The sequence below is a fragment of the Pseudomonas sp. UF-293 genome, assembly GCF_058245595.1.
This window is the reverse complement of the sequence record NZ_JBSICA010000014.1, coordinates 40,152-61,200: the sequence shown is the minus strand read 5'-3', so window position 1 is coordinate 61,200 and position 21,049 is coordinate 40,152. Positions and strand designations below refer to the sequence as shown.

Below are 21,049 nucleotides of genomic sequence, written 5' to 3'. Positions count from 1 at the left end.
GCGTTTTATCCCCCAGGCGCCCGGCGAAGCCCAAGCAACTTTAAAGCACCTTCGAATCGGAATAAGGCTGGCGTGCAATGTCTTCACGAGTTACTGGCGAAATCCCGGATATGTCTGTTGCTGGCCCCTCTCGTATCGCCCTGATCGTTCCCGCGGTTTTGCTGTGCATATCCGGTGCGGCGGCGTTGATCTATCAAGTGCTCTGGATCAAGCAGTTGTCATTGGTGGTGGGTGTTGAGGTCTATGCCATCACCACGGGCATCAGCGCATTCTTCGCGGGTCTGGCGTTGGGTGGCTGGCTGTTCGGCCGCTGGGCGGATCGCCTGCATCAACCCGCTCTGCTGTACGCCATTCTGGAAGTGCTGGTTGCCGTACTAGGTGTCGGCGCGACGTTCGCACTTAGCCTTTCTGCACCGGTGTTTGCCTGGCTGCAGCAGTATGTCGGCGTGCTGGCATGGGTGCTGCCCTTTGCGCTGGTCGGCGTCCCTGCCTTGCTGATGGGCGGTACGCTCCCCGTGCTGGTGCGATCGCTGGCATCCGCGCCGGGCAAGGCCGGCGGCCAGCTGTACGCAGCCAATACCCTGGGCGCGATTGTCGGTACTCTGCTTGCTGCGTTTGTATTGGTTGCCACCCTCGGCGTTCGGGGCAGCGCGCTAGCCGCCGCCATGTTCAATCTGCTGGCTGCCGCAGGCGCGCTCTGGTGGCAGTATCAGCAACCGGCAATGAAGCATGCTGCGGTCAAGCACCAGGCTGAGCAAGTCCCCGACCGCACAGCCTTGTGGCTATATGCCGTAGCCGGTGGTGTGGCCCTGGGCTATGAAGTGGTGTGGTCGCAGTCGATCGTGCAATTCATGAGCACCCGTACCTACGCATTTGCCGTAGTGCTGGCGACGTATCTGGCCGGGCTGTTTCTTGGGAGCGCCCTCCTCTCCCGCCGCGTTGATCGGATCCGCGATCCGTGGGGCATATTTGGTTTGCTTATCGTCGGCGCAGGGCTGATTGCGCTGCTGGAAATCACGCTGCTCGGGCGTTGGCTGGTGATCGCGCAAAGTCAGGTCGAAATCTGGTTGCTGGCATTGGGCGCCAGCGAACTCGCGGGGATGAGTGCCCGTTTTGCCGTTGCCGCATTGAGCATTGTGTTTCTGCCGACCCTGCTGCTCGGGGCTGCATTTCCGTTGGCGTTACGCCTGAGCGTTGGCAGTGAGCGAGTTGGCCGAGACGTCGGTGCGGTGGTCGCCTTCAACACCCTTGGCGGGATCATCGGGGTGCTGCTTTGCGGATTCGTACTGATTCCCCTGCTTGGCCTGGTGCGTACTTTGGGCCTGCTTGCGGTCATTGCTGCCGGCATCGGTTACCTGGCTGTACGCAAAGGGCACGGAGTGAAAAAAGGACGGCGCCAGGCTGTGGTTGCGCTCGGCCTGATATCAGTAGCACTCGCGCTGTTAACGCCGGTCGATAAGCTGGCGAGTCTGTTACCCGGTGCTCGCAATGGAACGCTGGTCTTCTACGAAGAGGGTCGCGGCGGTACGGTCGCGGTGGTCACACAAGGTAAAGGGCAAAACGCGTTCCAGCGTCTTTACATCCAGGGGGTTTCAAACACCGGCGACGCGATGCCGTCACTGCGCTACATGCGCATCCAGGCGTTGCTGCCGCTGCTCATCCACAATGGCGAGCCGCGCTCGGCTTTAGTGATCGGTTTCGGTACGGGGATCACCGCCGGTGCACTGCTCAAATATCCCGGATTGGCGCATCGAGTCGTGGCCGAATTGCTGCCGTCCGTTATCAAGGCCGCACCATTATTCAAAGGAAATTTCAACGCGGCCAGTGATCCCGGTGTCGACGTGCGTTTGCGCGATGGCCGTCAGGAACTCCTGCGCAGTGCGCAAAGTTACGACTTGATTACGCTCGAACCACCACCGCCTTCCGCCGCCGGCGTAGTGAATTTATATTCCCGGGACTTCTATCAATTGGCCGCCAGCCGTTTGCAGAAAAATGGCCTGGTCGCCCAATGGTTGCCTTTGCCAACACAAAATATCGAAGACTCGCGCTCACTGGTGCGCAGCTTTCTCGATGTATTTCCTTATGCGAATGTCTGGACCAGCGAATTTCATGAAATGTTGTTAGTGGGTTCGATGGAGCCGATCGAACTGGACGTAACAAAAATCAGCCAGCGGTTTCAGCAAGATTCTGTGCGCGGGACATTGCAGGACGTCGGCATTGGCTCGGCCGCAGCGTTGCTGTCAACCTGGGTTACCGACCGGGCCGGTCTTGAGCGTTTCGCCGCCGATGCGCCAGCCGTAACCGACGATCAGCCGCGCATCGAATATGCGCCATGGGTGCGCGCCAAGGAGATCACCCGGGTACTCCCAGCATTGCTGGACCTGCACGTTTCGCCTCCATTGGTAAATGGAGATGAGGGTTTTACCCAGCGTATGGAAGTCCATCGTCAACGCTTGATGCAGTTTTACCGCGCCAGCCTGCATGCCTATGACGGTGACCGGGAGGCTTGGGCACGCGACATCCGGGAAGTGATGAGTGGTGACGGAGGTAATCCGTATTTTCGCTGGTTCGTCGGCCAGTGAGACACCCATTGAACATTTGACACGCGGCGGCCCGCAGGCTAAAGCTGCATTAGCTCGAATATTCGCCTGAAGGCACATGGACCTGGACTACGGAAGTCGCAATGCCCAAGCATAAAAACAGAGCCGCACCGAACCAGCCTGACGCCGCACCAACCTCGATCTCTCGCTACCTGTCTCCCGTCACTATCGGCCTGCTGCTGGCAGCCGTGGCGGGAATCGGCTGGTTTCTGCTGAGCCCGGCACCCGCGCCGGGCAAGTCTGTGGAGGTCAGCGCCCCCGTGGCGCAACCGGCCAAGCCTGTACCGGTGGTTGCCGTCAAACCGGCAACGATGGTCGATGAACAGCAATGCCAAGGCTGCCACAGTGAACAGGTCAAGGATTGGCAAGGCTCACACCACCAATTGGCCATGCAACCGGCCACTGCCGAAACCATGCTTGGTGACTTCAACAACGTCACCTTCAAGGCCGAAAACGAGACCACCCGTTTCGTGCGCAAGGGCAACGAATTCTGGGTCAACGCGCCGGGGCTCGACGGCAAGAACGCCGATTTCAAAGTCGCCTATACCTTCGGCATCGCGCCGCTCCAGCAATACCTGATTGAGGTCGGCGAAGGTCGCTTGCAGGCGCTGGGTGTCGCCTGGGATACCGAGAAGCATCGCTGGTTTCATCTTTACGCCGGCCAAGGTGTGAACTTCAAGAATCCGCTGCACTGGAGCAAGCCGAGCCAGAACGCCAACTTCATGTGCGTCGAGTGCCACACCACCGGCTTCAAGCGTAACTTCGATGCGGCCAGCAACACTTTCTCCAGTCACTGGAACAGCCTTGGTGTCGGTTGTCAGGCATGTCATGGCCCGGCGTCGAACCACCTGGAATGGACGGCGAAGAAAACCGACCTGATCCACGCCGGTTTCGATGTCGACCTCAAGGACAAGAACGCCACCGTCGAAATCGAGACCTGCGCCCGTTGCCACGCGCGTCGCGCGCCGTTGGGCGATGGCTACACCGTCGGAAAGCGCTTGATGGACGATTACCTGCCAAGCGCCCTGACTCGCGAGCTGTATGCACTGGACGGCAAGATCAAGGACGAAGTGTTCGAACACGGCTCGTTCCTGCAAAGCAAAATGTTCGACAAAGGTGTGCGCTGCAGCAATTGCCACAACCCGCACAGCAACGAGCTCAAAGCACCGGGTAACGCGGTGTGCCTGCAATGCCATAACACTGCTGGAAAGACCGCCGTCGAAGGTGTCGATGGCAAAGGCCTCCAGGCAAAAAACTACGACTCTGTCGAACACACCCGCCACGCTATGGGGCAGCCTGGTTCGCAATGCGTGGATTGCCACATGCCCGGGAAGTTCTACATGGGTAATGATTTCCGACATGACCACAGCTTCAGTATTCCCAACCCGGAACGCGCGACGAAACTCGGCACCCAGGACGCCTGTTTGACGTGTCACCAAGGCAAGGCCGGGGACAAGATCATCGCCCAATTCAAACTCTGGAACGGACCGACTGCCCCGCAGGCGCCGCGTTACGACGAAAGTCTCCTGCTGATTCGCAATGGTCAGCCTGGCGCGGCGCAGGCGTTATACGAGCAGTTGCAGCGCAACAATCTGCCAGCGATACAACGAGCGACATTATTGGCGGAACTGCCGCTGTATCCGAGTGAACAGGCGCTGAAACTGGCAACGCAGGATCTGGGAAATCCAGCCCCGCAAGTTCGTGAAGCCGCAGTGCGCGCTGTCAGCGCGTTTCTACCGCCGCCGGAGCGGGCGTCTTTGTTGACGCCGCTGCTGGACGATCCGGTCAAGGCTGTGCGCATCGTGGCGGCTCGGGACCTGTTGAGTGTCGCTCGCAACGGTATGGGCCCGGCACAGGCCAACTGGGACGCAGCAATTGCCGAGTACGAAGCCGTGCAAACGAGTCTGGCGGAGCGCGCCGAAGCCAACCTCAATCTGGCGATGCTCTATCAAGCCAATGGGCGCGCCAGCGAAGTAGAGGGGCTACTGCGTACAGCAATGAAGCGCGATCCGGACTTCTACCCCGCTCTGGTCACGCTTGTGCAATGGCTGGAAGGCAACGGCCGCAGTCAGGAAGCCCAGGCCCTGCTTGATGAAAGCCTCAAACAACACCCTGACGCCGCGTTGCTGCACCACACTCGCGGACTGTCCTTGATCCGCGCGGGTAAAACCGCCGAAGCCATGCCATCCCTCAGCAAGGCTGCGCAACTGGAGCCGCAGAACGCGCAGTACGGTTATGTTCTGGCAGTTGCCTTGCACGAGAGCGGCAAAGTGGATGAAGCGTGTGCGCAACTGGAGCGTTTGCTCAAGGTGCAACCTGCCAATCGCAACGCGCGGCTCTCGCTGATCGAGTGGTATCTCAACAGCGGGCAGGAACCCAAGGCACAGGTAGTCTTGCAGTCCTGGAAGAAAATGAATATCGCGGATCCTGCATTGAAATGAGTGCATTCAGGCGTTGTAGCCTAAGGTGAAAGGGACTGGCCTTCCCTGGCCAGTCAATCACTGATGCGCGCTGCCATGATGGAGGGATCGATGTTCAAATTCTTCAAGACCACAGTGCTCGGCGGCCTGATCTTTATCTTGCCGCTGGTTCTCATCTTCGTGCTGATCGAAAAAGCCATTCACCTTCTGCGCGGCCCGGTGCAGAAGCTTTTGCCAATGTTCTCCGGCTATGACATCGCCGGCGTCACACTACTGAGCCTGGCTACCTTGGCGGGTTTGATTCTGCTGTGCTTTCTGGCTGGTCTGCTGGCGAAGACAACCGCCGCGTCGCATGTTGTCGATGCGATTGAAAACAAGGTGCTTGGCAATTTGCCTGGATACCAACTGGTCAAGGACGCTGCGAGTCGAATGGCCGGGCTCGAAAATGACGACGGCTCGAAGGTCGGATTAATCGCAGAGGGTGAAGGGTGGCGCGTATGCCTGGTGCTCGAAAGTGTCGGCGAATTCCTGACGATCTACATGCCTGATGGTGGTCCCGCTGGCGGTACTGCGGGTGAAGTGCGTTTGATTCCCGCATCACATGTGATCATCACCGGGCTGACATGGCTAACGCTGCTCACCAATTTGCGACGCGGAGGTCGTGGTCTCTTGGAGGCTATGCAGCCGTGGCTGCCAAAAGCCTGAGTTCTGGATTCCATTGCCAACCCTGTCTGCCCTGCCCCTCAGCATGGCTGACAGGGCAGAAGGCTTAGCAAGACGTGCGACGTTACTTGTTTTTAAGCTTCAGGTACGACTGGTGCAGATCTGCTGCCCACCCGTCCAACACTTTGCGCGCATCGGAGGCTTTCATCACTTGGCTGTCGTTCTCCAGCGGCTGGCCAGTACCTTTTCGCACAACCTGAGCAATCACCGCGTTATTGCCGCCATCCAGAAATACGGCTTCGGTGGCAATCGTGGTTTCCTGGTCACGAATACCCGTCGCGGTGCTCACTGCTGCGGCGACCAGCGCGATCGGGATCACTTCGTATGGCTTGAGTCCTTCAGTCTTGCTGCTGACCGCCGTAATCGCCGCGCGCACGACAATAGTGCCCGGGCCTGGGCCATTGGCCAGAGGCAGCGATTTGCCCAGTTCACGTTTGAGTGCAGAATCGTAGTAGGACGTGATGCCATTGAGTGTGCTTTGCGGAATCTTGTCTGTAGGTTGTGGTTTAGGGTAGAGCTGGCTTGGTTCTACGTAGACGCTCGAGTACTTGTTCAGATCGAGTTTGGGATCAACCCAGCGCATCACGGCCGCACCCGAGGGGGATTTCTCCTCTTTCAAACGACTGTAGTCCTTGAGGAAACCCGAGTACTCATCAGGCTGAGTCAGCTTGCTTGAACATCCGGTCATGGCTAGCGTGGCGAGACATACCGACCCCATCAAAAGCGTTGCTCTCATTCTTGAATCTCCCTGGTGTGCGAAATTTCGCGAAACCCATTTCGATCAATGCATGGCTGCGATCGTCCGGGCCTTTGATGAGCCGAAAGACGAGCCGTTTATTTATAGCTCAGCTTTTCGCCCTGATCGCCAATCGAAGTAGATTTCGAGCTTTTCATCAGATACGGAAGTAAAAAAGTTGCTGAACCGTGAAGCGCTTCTATCCTCATTGAAGTTTTTCCGGTCTCTGAACTCCGCCGAGCGTATCCGATGGAAAATGACAAGGGATGGATCATTTGCGAGCATTGCGACGGCGTTTACGAGCGTAGCGTGCTCGTGAAGAATCAGAAATCCTTATGCGTGCGCTGCGGCGGCGTACTCCAGCGCTATAACGGCCTGACGATCGAGCAGCGTCTGGCGCTGACGCTCACCGCGCTGGTGGTCTGGATTTTCGCCAATTTTTATCCAGTGATGAGCATCAGCCTCAAAGGTCTGAAAAACAGTGCAACGCTTTGGGATTCTGTCGTGGCGTTGAGCCTGGGACCGATCACCTTCATAGCACTCGTGGCTGCGGTAGCCATGATCATTGCGCCAATCATCCAGTTACTGCTGCTGGCCTGGGTGCTGGGCTTCGCTCTGAAATCGCGTCGTTCCCCCGGTTTCCGCTTCTGCATGCGCTGGCTGGAAACCCTCAGACCTTGGAGCATGCTTGAGGTCTGCCTCCTTGGAGCCATGGTTGCGGTGATCAAACTTGCCGGGCTGCTGGACGTGTTGCCGGGGATTGGCCTGTTTGCCCTCGCAGTGTTGAGCCTGATGATGATCCGCATTGCCGGGCGCGATATCCGCGAACTGTGGGACATCGTATGAACATGCCGCCCAATGCAAATGACCTCAACTTGTGTCTTTGCCACAGTTGCGGCGAAGCGTGTGACATGACGGGCGAGCCCCATGAGTGCGAACGCTGCGGGGCTCCCCTGCATCGTCGCAAGCCCGACTCGCTGACGAGAACCTGGGCCTATATGTTCACGGCGCTGGCGTTCTATGTCCCGGCCAACCTGTTGCCGGTCATGAATACGAAAATGGTCGGCAACGGCGCTGACAGTACGATCATGAGCGGCGTGCTCGAATTCTGGGAGGCCGGAGCGTGGGATATCGCCCTGATCATCTTCATTGCCAGTATCGCCGTGCCCGGTATCAAGTTTGTCGCAATCACGCTGCTGCTGGTCACGGTCCAGCGCGACAGCCAATGGGCACTCAAGGAACGCTCGCGGTTGTACCGGTTCGTTGAGGTAATCGGTTACTGGTCAATGCTCGACGTTATCGTCGTCGCATTGGTCGCGTCGTTGGTGAAGTTCGACGCACTGGCCGACATCGAGCCACGTGCCGGCATTCTGTTTTTTGGCCTGGTGGTGGTATTCACCATGCTCTCGGCGATGAGTTTCGACCCGCGTCTTATCTGGGACCAACACAACCGGCAAGACAGGGAACTCATGGATGAAGTCAGCCACCAATGACACGCCGCACACCCCGGGCCAAGCCCCGCTCAAGACGCGTCGATTCGGCGTGTCGCTGGTCTGGAAAGTCCCCATTATTGCAGTGCTGGTAGGCATTTCACTGGTGGTGCACAGCATTCTTCAGCAAGGACCGACCATCACGCTGACGTTCAAGACGGGTGATGGACTCACTGCCAACAACTCCAGTAACGGTTGCCCTGCCGCCCAGTAAGGAGAGAGACCTCATGTCAGCCACGGATTTGCGCCGCTCCGGATCGGTGTTCACCAGCAGAAACTCAGTACGTGGAGCCTTGTCATTACTCGGAGCCACAGGTTTGTTCGTCAGCAGTCTGTCCGCCCAGGCGGGCGGCATCATGATTTACGAAGCAGGTCATGAGGGCACGGGCCTCGCGAACGCCGGTTCGGCGGTGCTGGCCACGGACCCGAGTGTGCTGATGACCAATCCGGCCGGCATCAGTCAGTTGGCTGGCACGCAGATCAACTTCAATGCCCAAGTGATCCTCGGTGACATGAGTTTTTCCCGCGACAGCGCCAATACCTTCGGCGGCAACGAAGGCGGCAACGCACTGAAATATCTGCCAGGCAGCAGTTTTTTCATCAGCCATGAACTTGATGATCGATCGACGATCGGCTTCGGTATGTATGGCAACTTCGGTCTGGCACTGGATTATGACGACGACTGGGCAGGACGATATTTCACTCAGGAGTCGGCCATTATCGGTGTGTCATTCCAGCCGACCTATGCTTATAAAATTTCCGATGACTTATCGATCGGCTTCGGGCCTCGCTTCATGTTGGGCTACTTCCGCACTGAAGTAGCGGTCAATAACAACGTGCTAGGGCTGGGCAACGCCGACGACGGCCAGTTGCGTTACAAGGACACGGACTGGGGCACCGGCGCGAATATCGGCTTGCTCTACAACCTCAATGATCGGACCAGACTCGGCGTCGCTTGGACGAGCAAGGTCAAGCTGGAATTCGAAGACCGCCCCGAGTTGAAAAACATCACCAATCCCCTGCTCCGATTCGCGCTGAACCGTGTCGACGTCGATCAACTGAGCATTGACATGAATGTTCCTCAAACAGTCACCACCAGTATTTCCTACCAGCTCGATCCTCAATGGACGTTACTAGGTAGCCTCGGCTGGCAAGACTGGAGTGACTTCGGCAAGTTGGGTGTCGAGGTCGACACCGATGCTGCATCGACCGCGCGTACTGCCGATCGGCAATACAAGGACACCTGGCATGTTTCGCTCGGCGCGCAAAACCAGATCAACCCAAAGCTGCGCTGGAATGTCGGCGTCGCCTATGACTCCTCCGCCGTCGAAGACAAGGATCGCACGGTCGATAACCCGATGAACGAGTCGTGGCGCTTGGCAACCGGTTTCAACTATGCGCTGCAGGAAAACCTCGACGTGCACATGAGCTACACGCTGATTTACCTCGCAGACATGGAGGTACAACAGACCAAGTCCCGTTCGGGTGGCTCCGTGTCCGGCGAGTACAAGAACGCAGCGCTGCATGTGGTAGGTGGTGGTTTGGTCTGGAGGTTCTGAGTCATCCGGCAAAAGAGGCTGTGCCGTACGTCCCAAAAAAGCACAGATCACCGCGGATGGTTTGGCAAAAACGCCAGCGACTCCTACGCTTGACGTGTCCGCCGCGCTGCGTCGGCATTCAATGGAATGATTCAGCACGTAGTACGAGGGCCGGTCATGAATGGTTCACGGGGTGGGTTTAGCGGGGCACATCTACGTCCGCAGCGTCAGTCGTTGGCATTGGAGCCAAGAATCCTGTTCGATGGGGCCGCGGCGTCAGCGACTGTCGATCAGCATCACAGTGACCCTGCCGCCCAGCCTGCTGCGGTAGAAGCGCAAGTCCCTCACGCCACGCCCACCGAGGGTCGAGCGGCCACCGAACAAGCGCCCTCGGCGGCGCGCAATCTGCTGGTGATCGACAGCCGCATCGAAAACCGTGACCAGTTGCTCGCGCAATTGCCCGGCAATGTCACCGCGATTGTGGTGAATGTCGGTGAGGATGGCCTCGCCGCAATCTCCGCCGCCCTCGCGCAACTGGGCAAGGTCGATTCGATTCAGGTCATGTCCCACGGCGCGGCCGGGCAATTCACTTTGGGCAACCGCACGATCAGCTCGGACAACATCGACTCGCTGGGCAAAACCCTTGAACAATGGCGCAACAACCTTACCCAGGACGCCGATATCCAGTTGTATGGCTGCGATGTTGGCGCCGGTGCGGCCGGGCAAACCCTGGTCAGTGAGCTGGCGCGGTGGACTGGCGCCGATGTTGCCGCTTCCAGCAATGACACTGGCAGTAGTAAGGCCGGCGGCGACTGGGCGCTGGAAACCAGAGTCGGCGATATCGACAAGAGCATCGCCATCAGCGGTCTTGCGATGGAGAGTTTCAACGGCTTGCTCGCCGATGCCGCACCTACTGCGGCGGTCTCAACCGGCGGCAGCGATGTGCTGTTGGGAGATAACTTCACATTCACTGTGAATTTCACTAATACCTCGACACAAACCGGTTTTGCCCCGTTCATCAATCTGGCCATGCCATCGACTGGCAGGGATGGCGATGACGGCGTCAATTTCATCTCCGCCACGTATCTCGGGCAAACCCTGACCAGTCACGTGGTTACTTTCGACGCCAACGGCAACGCCACGCATCCGCTGGCGAAGGATGCCAACGGCAACTTTCTGATCATCAACGCGGCGACCTATGGCCTGCGCGCCGGCGACAAACTGGTGGTCATTGACCTGCCATTCGCCAGCGTTACCAATCAACAACCGGTGATTGGCGTACAGATCACGGCCAGCCTGAGCAACCTGGCTGACACGGCGTTCTCCAACGGCACACCTGACCTGACCATTCGCGCCAGCGGTGGCTTCCAGTTCGGCAATGACGCGCTCGATAACCCGACCAACGACCCGAGTCTGATTCAGGCAGGCAGCGCCGCATTCGTGGTGCATCCGACAGTCATCACGGTCAGCGAAATCATCAATGCCCCTGAGGGCGAAACCGCCACGGGTCCCAACTACGTGCGCACGCTGACCCTGTCGGCGACGCCGGCGCCGGGCCAGACCCTGACCAATGTCGTCATCACCCAACCGCTGCCAGACAATATTCAGGTCAACTCCATCACCCCTGGCGCCGGCGGGCGGGTGACTTCGATTACCCTTCACGACGGCACGGTGGTGACGGGCGCGGCTCAAATCGCCGTGTTGATTGCGGCAAACGACGTCTACATCAACTCGTTTACCGTCGAGTACGCCAGCCTCTCCGGCAAGACCGATACGGTGGTGGCGTTCTATGTGCCCGAAGTCGATGCCAACGGCCAGCCCGTCATTAACCCGGTAACCGGCGATGCAGTGACCGTGACCCTTGGGGCGCCGAGTGCTTCGGGGCAATGGGTGCCACTCGACCCGCGCGATGTCACCGCGCCGAACACCACCATTGATTTCAGCGGCACCGGTCAAACCACGCAGTTCGTCGCCAAGTCGATCACCCTGCTGAAAACAGCGACGATGCAGACCGACATCGGCCACGCCGGTATCAGCCCCGGCGATACGCTGCAATACACCCTGAATCTGGCGATCTCCGACTACTTTGCCTTCGGCAAGGACTTCTTCAATCAGGGCCAGTTGGTCATTCGCGATCAGCTCAGCGACGGTCAGACCCTCAGCGGCACCCCAACGCTTACCGTGACCATCAACGGCGTGGTGCAGACCATCACACTGGTCACCAGCGTGGTCAACAATGCCGATGGCACGTCCTCGATGGTGTTCGACATTGCCCAGTCGTTGCGCAATGCGTTCAGCAATGGGCGGGGCTGGCTCAACGGCGATCTGGCTTTCGATGAGACTTTGCAAGGCGCAGTAGTTGCCGTGCTGAGCTATTCGGCGATTGTCGGCCAGACCTACAAACCGCCTTCAGGCAATCCGCATCCGGACATCAACGAGGGCGATGAACTGGGCAACGCCGCCACGGTGGACGGCACGCTGCTGGTTGACCAGTTCAACCTCACCGGGCAGAGCGAAACCGACGGCTCCGCGACCACCAGCGTGGTACCCACCAGCAACGTCGATATCAGTCTGGTCGAGGTCAATAACGGCACACCGCCGGGCAACGGCGAGCTGCGGCCCGGCGATGAAGTGACCTTTGAACTGAGCTATGACCTGGTCACCGGCGACTACGAGCAATTCAAACTCACGGCTTATCTGCCATTGCCGCTGTTCAATGTCACAGGGGTGACCTGGGGTTCCGGCAGCGATGTCGGCCAGTGGCAGCTCGGCCCGGGCAACACCAATGCGGGCGGCGTGATCAGCGTGACCAGTGCCGATGGCAACTCGATAGTGTTTGATTTCGGCAGCTTCGCGACCAGCACCACCACCGGCAGCCGGATCGTCGTCCGGTTTACCGTGAGGGTTGGCGATCAGCCCTTTGCCGATCAGCGATCCCTCGACGTTTTGGCCCAATCGACACAGCAGACCACCCTCTCCGACCGCACGTTGATTTCCTCTGACGTGGTGGCGATTGTTTCCGTGGCCGAACCGGTGCTGGGCATCAAGCACGGCGTAGTGTCCGGCTCCAACGGCACGGTCACTGGCACCACCGGCAGCTGGAATCCGCCGGGCAGCAGCGGTGTACCGTTCAACGGCAGCATCACCGATCTGTCAGCCGTGGACGGCAATATCAGCAATATCGACGGGGCTGACCAACTGCGCCTGGTGACTGCGATCGAGAATACCGGTGGCGGCGGCGCATTCGATGTCAGCACCACCATTACCCTGCCCGGCGGATTGAGTTTTGTCGGCGGCAGCCTGGCGGCGGCCAATCTGCAGATCTATCGCGGCGACGGCACCCTGTTGGTGTCGGGCACCGATTACAGCGTCAGCGGCAACCAGATCACCTTCCTCGATGCCGGCGGCCAGGCCTCCCTCCTCGCCGGGCGCAGCGGCACGGCTGCCGATACCAGCGGCGCCAATGTAGTGGTCATCAGTTATGACGTCGTCGTCAGCACCACTATCGAGGCCAGCCGCAACTTGCAGACCAGCGCTGCGTTGACCAATTACGCCAGCGTCAACGGCGGCAACGATTTCACCCCTACCGATCTCACCGATCTGGCCAATCAACTGGTTGCCGCACCAGTGATCAACAAGGTCTTTGCCGACGGCACGCTGGATGCCGGCGATTCCAGCGCCAGTCACACCACCGGCAGCGATCTGGTGATTGGCGAAAGCATGCGCTACGACATCGTCATCACCCTGCCGGAAGGCACCACACAAAACCTGCGCATCGAAGACCTGATACCAGCGGGCATGCGCCTGGATACCAGTTTCAACGGCGGCCTGGGCTATCAGATCATCACCACCCGCACCGGCAGCGGCGCGCTCGGCGCGGATTTCGCCGGCAACGTGCTGGTCAGCGGTTTCGCCGGGATTGGCGGCACTCTAGGGGCCGATGGCGTGGACGGGCGCTGGACGTTCAGCGTCTCCAGCGTGTCGGCGGACAACCAGACCGGCAACAACACGTTCGTGATTCGCCTGCAACTGGTGGCCAACAACGTCATCGCCAACCAGGCGAATGTCTCGCTGCAAAACAACGCGCAACTGGTCTACAGCGATCCTGACAGCGACACGCCAAATGGTGTCGTCGCCATCGACCGCAACGTCGCCCTTACCGGCGGCCAGCCAACCGTGACCGTGCGCGAGCCAACCCTGCAAATCAATCAGGTGATCACCTCCACCTCCGGTCTTGGTGGTTATGACGAAGGCGACACGGTGACGTTCAATATCACCATCAGCAACGGCAATGGCAGCAGTGATTTCAGTGCCTTCGACATCAGTTTCCTCGACACCCTGCCCACCCAGTTGAGTAACGTCACGCTGGTCGGCGTGCTGTACCAGAATGGTGCAACCAACAACGGCGGCGTCGCTTTCGAAATCGTCGGGGGCCAGTTGCGCACCGCCACTGGCGCCAATATCGACATCAGCAAGGGCGGCAGTATCGTTCTGCAACTGAGCGGCGTGGTCAACGCCAGCGCGGCGGCGCTGTCGAGTATCGCCAACGTCGCCAGCGTGCAGTGGACCAGCCTCGACGGCGGTATTGCCGGCGAACGCACCGGTATCGACGGCACCCTCAATGGCGGCACGCTCAACGATTACCGTAACCTCTCGACCCTGCTGATTCCCGTGGCCCAGGCCATCGAGATCTCCCGTGTCGGCGGTCTGCCGGACACCGCTGCTCCCAACCCGACCACGGGGGCGGTCGAGCAAGTGACCGTCGGCGAAGTGATTCGCTATCGCGTGGTGGTACTGGTGCCCGAGGGCAACAACCCCAATTATCAGGTGCAGATCACCCTGGCCAACGGCTTGCAGTTCATCTCGCCGGATGCGCTGGTCAACGCATTGCGCATCGCGTTCATTTCCAACGGCGGGTTGACCAGTGACGCCAACCTCATCGTCGGCGGCACGCTCAACATCAACGGTAACGAGAACAGCCCGGAGGCATTGCCGATCACCTCGGATCTCTCCGGACTGGCGCCGCAGGGCGTTTTCGATCCAAACCGACTGACCATCATTACCAACCCCGACGGCAGCCAGGTGGTGACGTTCAACCTCGGCAATGTGGTCAACGGCAATGGCGACGATGACGACCTCGAAGGCATTTCCATCGAATTCAACGTGCGGGTGACCAACATCGCCGCCAATATTGCCGGTGCGCAACTGGCGGTGACTGCGCAGGAAATCGTCAACGGTGCCGGGCGTGCGGTCAGTGACACGGTGTTCGAGCGCGTGGTCGAACCGAGCTTCAGCGGCCTCGAAAAACAGATCGTCACGTTCAATCCGAACCCGAGCGGAACGACCGGCAACGCCACGGTGCAATTGAGCTTTACCCAAAACGGCGGTCTGCCGGCGTTCGATGCGCAAGTCAGCGACAGCTTTGCCGGCGGCAGTAATTACATGCTGCTGAGCGTGAGCATCAATGGCGTCACATATGGCCCGGGCAACCTTCCGGCCGGGATCACTTTCAGCACCTCTGGCGGTTTGAGTGTCAACTTTGACCAACTGGATATCGGCGCGCAGATCCAGGTGCGTTACTCGGTCGATCTGCCCAACTCAAGCATCGTCGCCAGCAGCAACGCGACGCTGACCTGGAGCAGCCTGCCCGAGGATTTCACCAGTTGGGGCGGCGACAGCGTCGGGGTTGACGGCAGCGCCACGGGCGAACGGACCGGCAGCACCGTGGGCCCGAACCAGTACATTTTGCGTGACAACGCCGGTCTCGGCGTCATCACCGGCACCTTGTGGAACGACACCGCCAGCCCGACCGCCAGCACCACGCCGGACGGGGCCGGGCTGGCCGGGCAAACCGTGACCCTGACCTGGGCCGGCGCCGACGGCTTGCTCGACACCAGCGCCGACAACCTGCAATTCACCACCGTGACCGACGCCAACGGCCAATACCGCTTTGGCGTTTTGCCGCTGGGCGTATTCCGCATCGACGTACCCGCCGGGCTGGTCAGTTATCCGCAACCGCTGGGCGATTTGCGCGTTCGGGTCGACAGCGATGCCGGCACCCTCGGTCAGATCACCATCACCCTCGGTGACGCCGACACGCAAAGCGCGAATGCCGGTTACGTCGAGCTCAACGACGCACCGGTCAACACCCTCCCCGGCACGCAGAACGGTCAGGAAGATGTGGTGCTGAGTATCGGTGGCATCAGTGTTGCCGACCTTGATGCCGACCGGGATCCGAACGTCAACGACCGTGCGGTCAGTGTCATCCTTACAGTCACCCAAGGCACGTTGTTCCTCGGTGCGACAGTGCCCGGGGTCACCGTCACAGGCGCCAATACCGCCACCCTGACACTGACCGGCAACCTTGCCGACATCAATACGGCGCTGGTCAGCCTGCGCTATCTGGGCAACGCCAACTTCAACGGCACCGACACCCTGACAGTGCTCAGCAATGACCTTGGCAACTACGGTGATGCCGATGGCGACGGCATCCCCGGCACTGGCGCCGATGCCCTGACCGACTACGATACCCTGCAAATCATCCTCGCGGCGGTCAACGACACTCCGGTGGGCGTCAACGACGCCGCCACGGCGCTCGAAGCGGGCGGCAATAACAATGCCTCCGCCGGCATCGACCCACGCGGCAATGTGCTGAGCAACGACACCGACGTCGACATCGCCACCAATGCCGATCAACTGCTGGTCGTATCCGTCGCCCCAGGCGCTGGCGCACAGATACCGCTGGCCGGTGTCACCGTGATCAACGGGCTCTACGGTCAGTTGGTCATCAGCAGCAATGGCACCTACCAATATGTGGTCGATAACAGCAACGCGGCCGTGCAGGCGCTGCGCCTTTCCGGCCAGACCTTGCAGGACACCTTCAACTACGTCCTCGCCGACCTTGCCGGGGCGAGCTCGACCGCCACATTGACCGTGACCATTCAAGGCGCCAACGACACGCCGCAGGGGGTCGATGACGACGGCGTTGCGGTTGAGGCTGGTGGCGTCAACAACGGCACTCTGGGCAGCGACGCCACCGGTAATGTGTTGACCAACGACACTGACGTCGACAGCGCTGCCAACGGCGAAACCCGCAGTGTGACCGGCGTGCGGCCGGTGGCTGAAGCAGGCACTGGCGACTTCACCAATGTCAGCGCCGCCACTGTGGTGTCGGGCCTCTATGGCACGCTGACGATCAACCCCGACGGCACTTATCGCTACGTCGTCAATAACGCCAACGACACCGTGCAACGCTTGAGTGCCGGCCAGCAGTTGGTGGAGTTTTTCAGCTATCGGCTCACCGACACTGGTGGCCTGAACGACGTCGCGCAATTGCGCATTGTGATTCAGGGTGCCAACGACAATCCGCTGGCCAGCGACGACGCCGCTACCGCGCAAGCAGCCTCCACCAACGGTAATGCCTCGGAAAGCAATCCGAGCGGCAACGTCGTGCAGTTCCCGAGTCGCCCCGGCACGATCACTCAACCGGGTGGCAACGGCGTCGATCAGGACGTCGATACCAATGACCAGCCCAGCAGCCAATTGCTGGTCAACGGCGTGATCAACAAAAGCGAAGCCAGCTACAACCCCGCTGTCGATGTGCTCAGCGGCGTCGCCACAGGCACCACGTCGGCCAACGGCACCGTGGTGGTCGGCCTCTATGGCACTCTGCGCATCGGCGCCGACGGCTCGTTCTTCTATGACGTCGACAGTACCAACGCTGCGGTTCAGGCATTGGCGTCAGGTCAGACTCTGACCGAGTTCTTCACTTATCGTGTCACCGATACCACCGGGCTGACCGACACTGCGCAACTGGTGATTACCGTGCGCGGCGTCAACGATCCACCCGTGGCGCAAAACGTAATTGCCATCGCTACCGAACAGGGCGGTGTTGGCAACGCCACGCCGGGCGTCAATCCGTCAGGCGACGTGACAGCCAATGACACCGATCCCGACGGTGATCCGCTGACAGTCACACTGATCAGATCCGGAGCCACTGGCGATCCGGGGACGCCGGTGGCAGTGAATGTCGGCGGCACGGTGATCGCCGGGCTCTATGGCACGCTGACGATTTTTCCCGACGGCAGCTACACCTATGTGGTCGACAACAACAACCTCGATGTGCAGGCATTGCGCCGCAGCAGCGACCTGCTTTCGGAACGCTTCACCTACACGGTGAGCGATGGCAATGCGACGCCAGAAATCGACACTGCCGAAATCATCGTGCTGATTCGCGGGCAAAACGATAACCCGGTAGCGGGTGACGACTCAGGCACAGCGATCGAAGCCGGTGGCTTGAACAACAGCCAGCCGGGCCAGGATCCCACCGGCAACGTGTTGACCAACGACACCGACGTGGACGGCGGCGAAGTTCCGGCTGATCTGCCCGACCAGGCCTATGGCGAAACCCGCGCGGTGTCGTCGGTGCGCACCGGCACCGAATCGGGCAGCGGAACCGCCGGCACGCTGGGTGCGCAATTGCGTGGCACCTATGGCTGGCTGACGCTGAATACCGACGGCAGCTACAGCTATCGCCTCGACAACAGCATGGCGGCCGTCCAGGCCTTGCGCGCCGGCAACAGCCTGCTCGACTCGTTCTGTTACGAGGTGATCGATGCGGCCGGGGCAACCGATCGCGCTACGCTGAACATCAATATTCAAGGCCGCAACGACACCCCGGTCGCGCAAGACGATATCAACACGGCGACCGAAGCCGGAGGCCTGAACAACACCACGCCAGGCACCAATCCGAGCGGTAATGTGCTGAGCAATGACACTGATGTCGACGCTAACGGCGAAGCGCTCAGCGTCATCGCCGTCAATCAGGGCGCCTCGGTCGGCGTCATCGGCAGCGGCTTCAACGGCGCTTATGGCCAACTGACCCTGAACGCCGACGGCAGCTACAGCTATCTGGTCGATAACAGCAACGCACTGGTCCAGGCGCTGCGCACCAATGCCCAGACCCTGACAGAAACCTTCACTTATCAGATCCGCGACCTCGCCGGTGCGACCAGCACCGCAACACTGACCATCACTATTCGCGGTGCCAACGACAACCCGATCGCCGCCGACGACAGTGCCGTGGCGGTCGAAGCGGGCGGCACCTTCAACGGCACGCCGGGGGTGAGTCCGAGCGGCAATGTCCTGACCAACGACGCCGATGTCGATGCCAATGACGGCAAACTGTTGACCGGTATTCGTACCGGCGGTGAAGCCGCTGGCGGTACGTTCACGACCGTCGGTGGCGCGCAAACCTTCAACGGTTTGTACGGCACGCTGATCATCAATACCGACGGCACCTACAGCTACGTGATCAACAACACGCTGGCGGCGGTTCAGGCGTTGAAAGTCGGCGACTCGCTGGTGGAAACCTTCACCTATCGCATGCGCGACATTGCCGGTGCGACCGACACCGCACAGTTAAGTATTCGCATCGACGGCGCATGGGATGCGCCAGTGGCGGCCAACGATACCGTGCTGGCCGTGGCTGATAACGGCAATGGCAATGGCGTCAATCCGAGCAGCAATGTGCTGCCCAACGACACCGACGTCGATCAGGGTGACAGCAAGACCGTCACCGGTATTCGCTTCGGTACCGAAGCCGCCGGCGGCACCCTGGCCGGGGTCAACGCCGGCACCAACAACAGCAATGGCACGCTGATCAACGGGCTCTACGGGCAACTGATCATCGGCGCCGATGGCAGCTTCACCTACAACCTCGACTCCAGCAATGCGGCGGTCCTGGCACTGGGGCCACTGCAGTTTCTCAACGAACGCTTCACCTATCAGGTCACCGACCGGGGCGGGCAAAACGATCTGGCGCAAATCAACGTCATCATCCGCGGCCGCAACCTGGCGCCTGAGGCCAACACTGACACCGCAACAGCGGTCGAGGCTGGCGGCAGCAACAATACCGAGCCGGGGATCGACCCAAGCGGCAATGTCCTGAGCAACGATACCGATGCAGAAAGCGATCCGCTGTCTGTGATCGGCATCCGCACCGACAGCATCAACAATATCGGCACGGTGGGTAGCGTCGGCACATCATTGCGCGGTTTGTACGGCGATCTGCTGATCAATGCCGACGGCAGCTATACCTACACCGTCGACAACAGCCTCGCTGTCGTGCAGGCGCTGCGCCAAAGTGGCCAGACCCTCAACGAAGTCTTCAGCTACACCATCGTCGACCGCTGGGGCGACACCAGCATTGCCGAGTTGCGCATCACCGTCGATGGCCGCAACGACACCCCGGTTGCCATCGACGACAACGCGACTGCCGTTGAGGCCGGCGGCGTCAACAATGGCACGGCGGGCAGCAATGCCATTGGCAATGTGCTGGACAACGATACGGACGTCGACAGCATCGCCAATGGCGAAAGCAAACAGGTGCAGGGCGTGAGCAATCAGGCCGGCCAGTCGACCGGCGCCGGGCAAGTGTTGATCGGTTTGTACGGGCAACTGACGCTGAACGCAGACGGTAGCTACACCTATGTCATCGATAACAACAATCCGCTGGTCCAGGCGTTGCGTACTGCCGGTGAAACGCTCAGCGAAACCTTCACCTATCGCATGATCGACACCGCCGGCGCGACCTCCGATGCGCGCCTGACCGTGGTGATCCAGGGTGCCAACGACGCGCCGGTCGCGCAGAACGACAGCGGTTTCGCCAGCGATCAGGCTCCCGCACCGCAAAGCACCGGCAACGTGCTGCCCAACGATGGCGACGTCGACGCCAATGACAACCTGGTAGTGGTCGGTGTGCGCACCGGTGCCGAGGCGGAGTCCGGCAGTGCTGGCGTCATTGGTCAGCCGATCATCGGTCTGTACGGCACGCTGGTGTTGAACGCCGATGGTAGCTACACCTACACCATCGACCAGAACAACCCGGCTGTGCTGGCCGCCGCTGGCCTGGGGCAAATCCTGCGAGACGTGTTCACCTACACCATCAATGACCGCAACGGCGCCAGTGACCAGGCCGAACTGCTGATCACGCTCGACATCGCCACGCCCTTCATTCCTGCACCCGGCGGCAATTTCTTCGAGCGAGATAACAGCAGTCAGAACCGTAACCTGCTGATTCCCGATCCACAACCGGCGGTTTTCGTCACCCCGGTGGTCGAGCGCGCGGCTGCCGTATCCGAAATGACGGCCATGGGGGTGGACGGTAGCAGACTGCGTCTGGCATCGGTGGGTGAGTTCCCGAGTGAGTCGCTGGCCAATGGCCTGGGGCTGGTGCCAGGGCAATTCGTTGCGCAGGCGGTGCGCGAAAGCCGTCTCGACAGCGAACTTGACCTACTCTGGATTCAGGGGCGTCAGGGCCGTACCAGCCTGAGTGCCGATGGTTTGTTGAGCGATCCATCGCTGTTCACCTTGATCCCGGCGGATCTGACCGATGGGCCGGTGCCGTCTGAAAAAGACAGTGGAAAACCGTCAGCCAAAGGTTTCAGCGCGCAATTGCGCGATGCGGCCCAGCGGATGCGGCCGGCAAACCGTGACGGTGCAAACAGTCGAACAGAATAAATTCGAAGAATACAAAGGAATG

General features: G+C 60.1%; 8 protein-coding genes and 1 pseudogene. 8 read left to right on the top strand and 1 reads right to left on the bottom strand.

The genetic code is table 11. From position 1 onward, the window contains the following. The first annotated feature begins 77 nt into the window (after positions 1-77). The 3 genes from AC4IHP_RS16405 to AC4IHP_RS16395 all read left to right on the top strand — a co-directional run bounded on the left by AC4IHP_RS16405 (position 78) and on the right by AC4IHP_RS16395 (position 5,725). A complete protein-coding gene (locus tag AC4IHP_RS16405) occupies positions 78-2,582 on the top strand; it encodes a fused MFS/spermidine synthase (RefSeq protein ID WP_490832182.1) in 2,505 nt (834 codons plus the stop codon). Positions 2,583-2,683: 101 nt separating this feature from the next. After that, the gene (locus AC4IHP_RS16400; protein WP_490832181.1) at positions 2,684-5,041 is read left to right on the top strand and encodes a tetratricopeptide repeat protein; all 2,358 of its coding nucleotides are present in this window, start codon (positions 2,684-2,686) and stop codon (positions 5,039-5,041) included. 90 nt (positions 5,042-5,131) lie between these two features. After that, entirely contained in the window at positions 5,132-5,725 is a 594-nt protein-coding gene (locus AC4IHP_RS16395; RefSeq protein WP_490832180.1) for a DUF502 domain-containing protein, read from the top strand. Positions 5,726-5,807: 82 nt separating this feature from the next. Here AC4IHP_RS16395 and AC4IHP_RS16390 read toward each other — a convergent pair whose 3' ends face one another. Continuing rightward, positions 5,808-6,479 (bottom strand): DUF3313 domain-containing protein, encoded by a 672-nt coding sequence (locus tag AC4IHP_RS16390; protein WP_490832179.1) that lies wholly within the window; start codon positions 6,477-6,479, stop codon positions 5,808-5,810. Positions 6,480-6,728: 249 nt separating this feature from the next. Between AC4IHP_RS16390 and AC4IHP_RS16385 the strand changes: the two genes are divergently transcribed. From AC4IHP_RS16385 to AC4IHP_RS16365, 5 genes and pseudogenes are all read left to right on the top strand, one after another. After that, entirely contained in the window at positions 6,729-7,325 is a 597-nt protein-coding gene (locus AC4IHP_RS16385) for a paraquat-inducible protein A (RefSeq protein WP_460119255.1), read from the top strand. Then, positions 7,322-7,972 (top strand): paraquat-inducible protein A, encoded by a 651-nt coding sequence (locus tag AC4IHP_RS16380; RefSeq protein WP_460119257.1) that lies wholly within the window; start codon positions 7,322-7,324, stop codon positions 7,970-7,972. The genes AC4IHP_RS16385 and AC4IHP_RS16380 overlap by 4 nt, the downstream gene beginning before the upstream one ends. After that, positions 7,953-8,156 (top strand): annotated as a pseudogene (locus AC4IHP_RS16375) (mammalian cell entry protein); the annotation flags it as partial. The gene AC4IHP_RS16380 and the pseudogene AC4IHP_RS16375, both read left to right, overlap by 20 nt. Continuing rightward, positions 8,134-9,528: an OmpP1/FadL family transporter gene (locus AC4IHP_RS16370; protein WP_490832178.1), complete on the top strand. Its 1,395-nt coding sequence runs from the start codon at positions 8,134-8,136 to the stop codon at positions 9,526-9,528. The pseudogene AC4IHP_RS16375 and the gene AC4IHP_RS16370, both read left to right, overlap by 23 nt. A gap of 156 nt (positions 9,529-9,684) precedes the next feature. Beyond that, the gene (locus AC4IHP_RS16365) at positions 9,685-21,027 is read left to right on the top strand and encodes a cadherin-like domain-containing protein (protein ID WP_490832177.1); all 11,343 of its coding nucleotides are present in this window, start codon (positions 9,685-9,687) and stop codon (positions 21,025-21,027) included. The last annotated feature ends 22 nt before the right edge of the window (positions 21,028-21,049 follow it).

Excerpts from the sequence above, each read along its gene's own strand:
- AC4IHP_RS16405 (WP_490832182.1), top strand. The coding sequence starts at position 78 with ATGTCTTCACGAGTTACTGGCGAAATCCCGGATATGTCTGTTGCTGGC.
- AC4IHP_RS16400 (WP_490832181.1), top strand. The coding sequence starts at position 2,684 with ATGCCCAAGCATAAAAACAGAGCCGCACCGAACCAGCCTGACGCCGCA.
- AC4IHP_RS16395 (WP_490832180.1), top strand. The coding sequence starts at position 5,132 with ATGTTCAAATTCTTCAAGACCACAGTGCTCGGCGGCCTGATCTTTATC.
- AC4IHP_RS16390 (WP_490832179.1), bottom strand. The coding sequence starts at position 6,479 with ATGAGAGCAACGCTTTTGATGGGGTCGGTATGTCTCGCCACGCTAGCC.
- AC4IHP_RS16385 (WP_460119255.1), top strand. The coding sequence starts at position 6,729 with ATGGAAAATGACAAGGGATGGATCATTTGCGAGCATTGCGACGGCGTT.
- AC4IHP_RS16380 (WP_460119257.1), top strand. The coding sequence starts at position 7,322 with ATGAACATGCCGCCCAATGCAAATGACCTCAACTTGTGTCTTTGCCAC.
- AC4IHP_RS16370 (WP_490832178.1), top strand. The coding sequence starts at position 8,134 with ATGGACTCACTGCCAACAACTCCAGTAACGGTTGCCCTGCCGCCCAGT.
- AC4IHP_RS16365 (WP_490832177.1), top strand. The coding sequence starts at position 9,685 with ATGAATGGTTCACGGGGTGGGTTTAGCGGGGCACATCTACGTCCGCAG.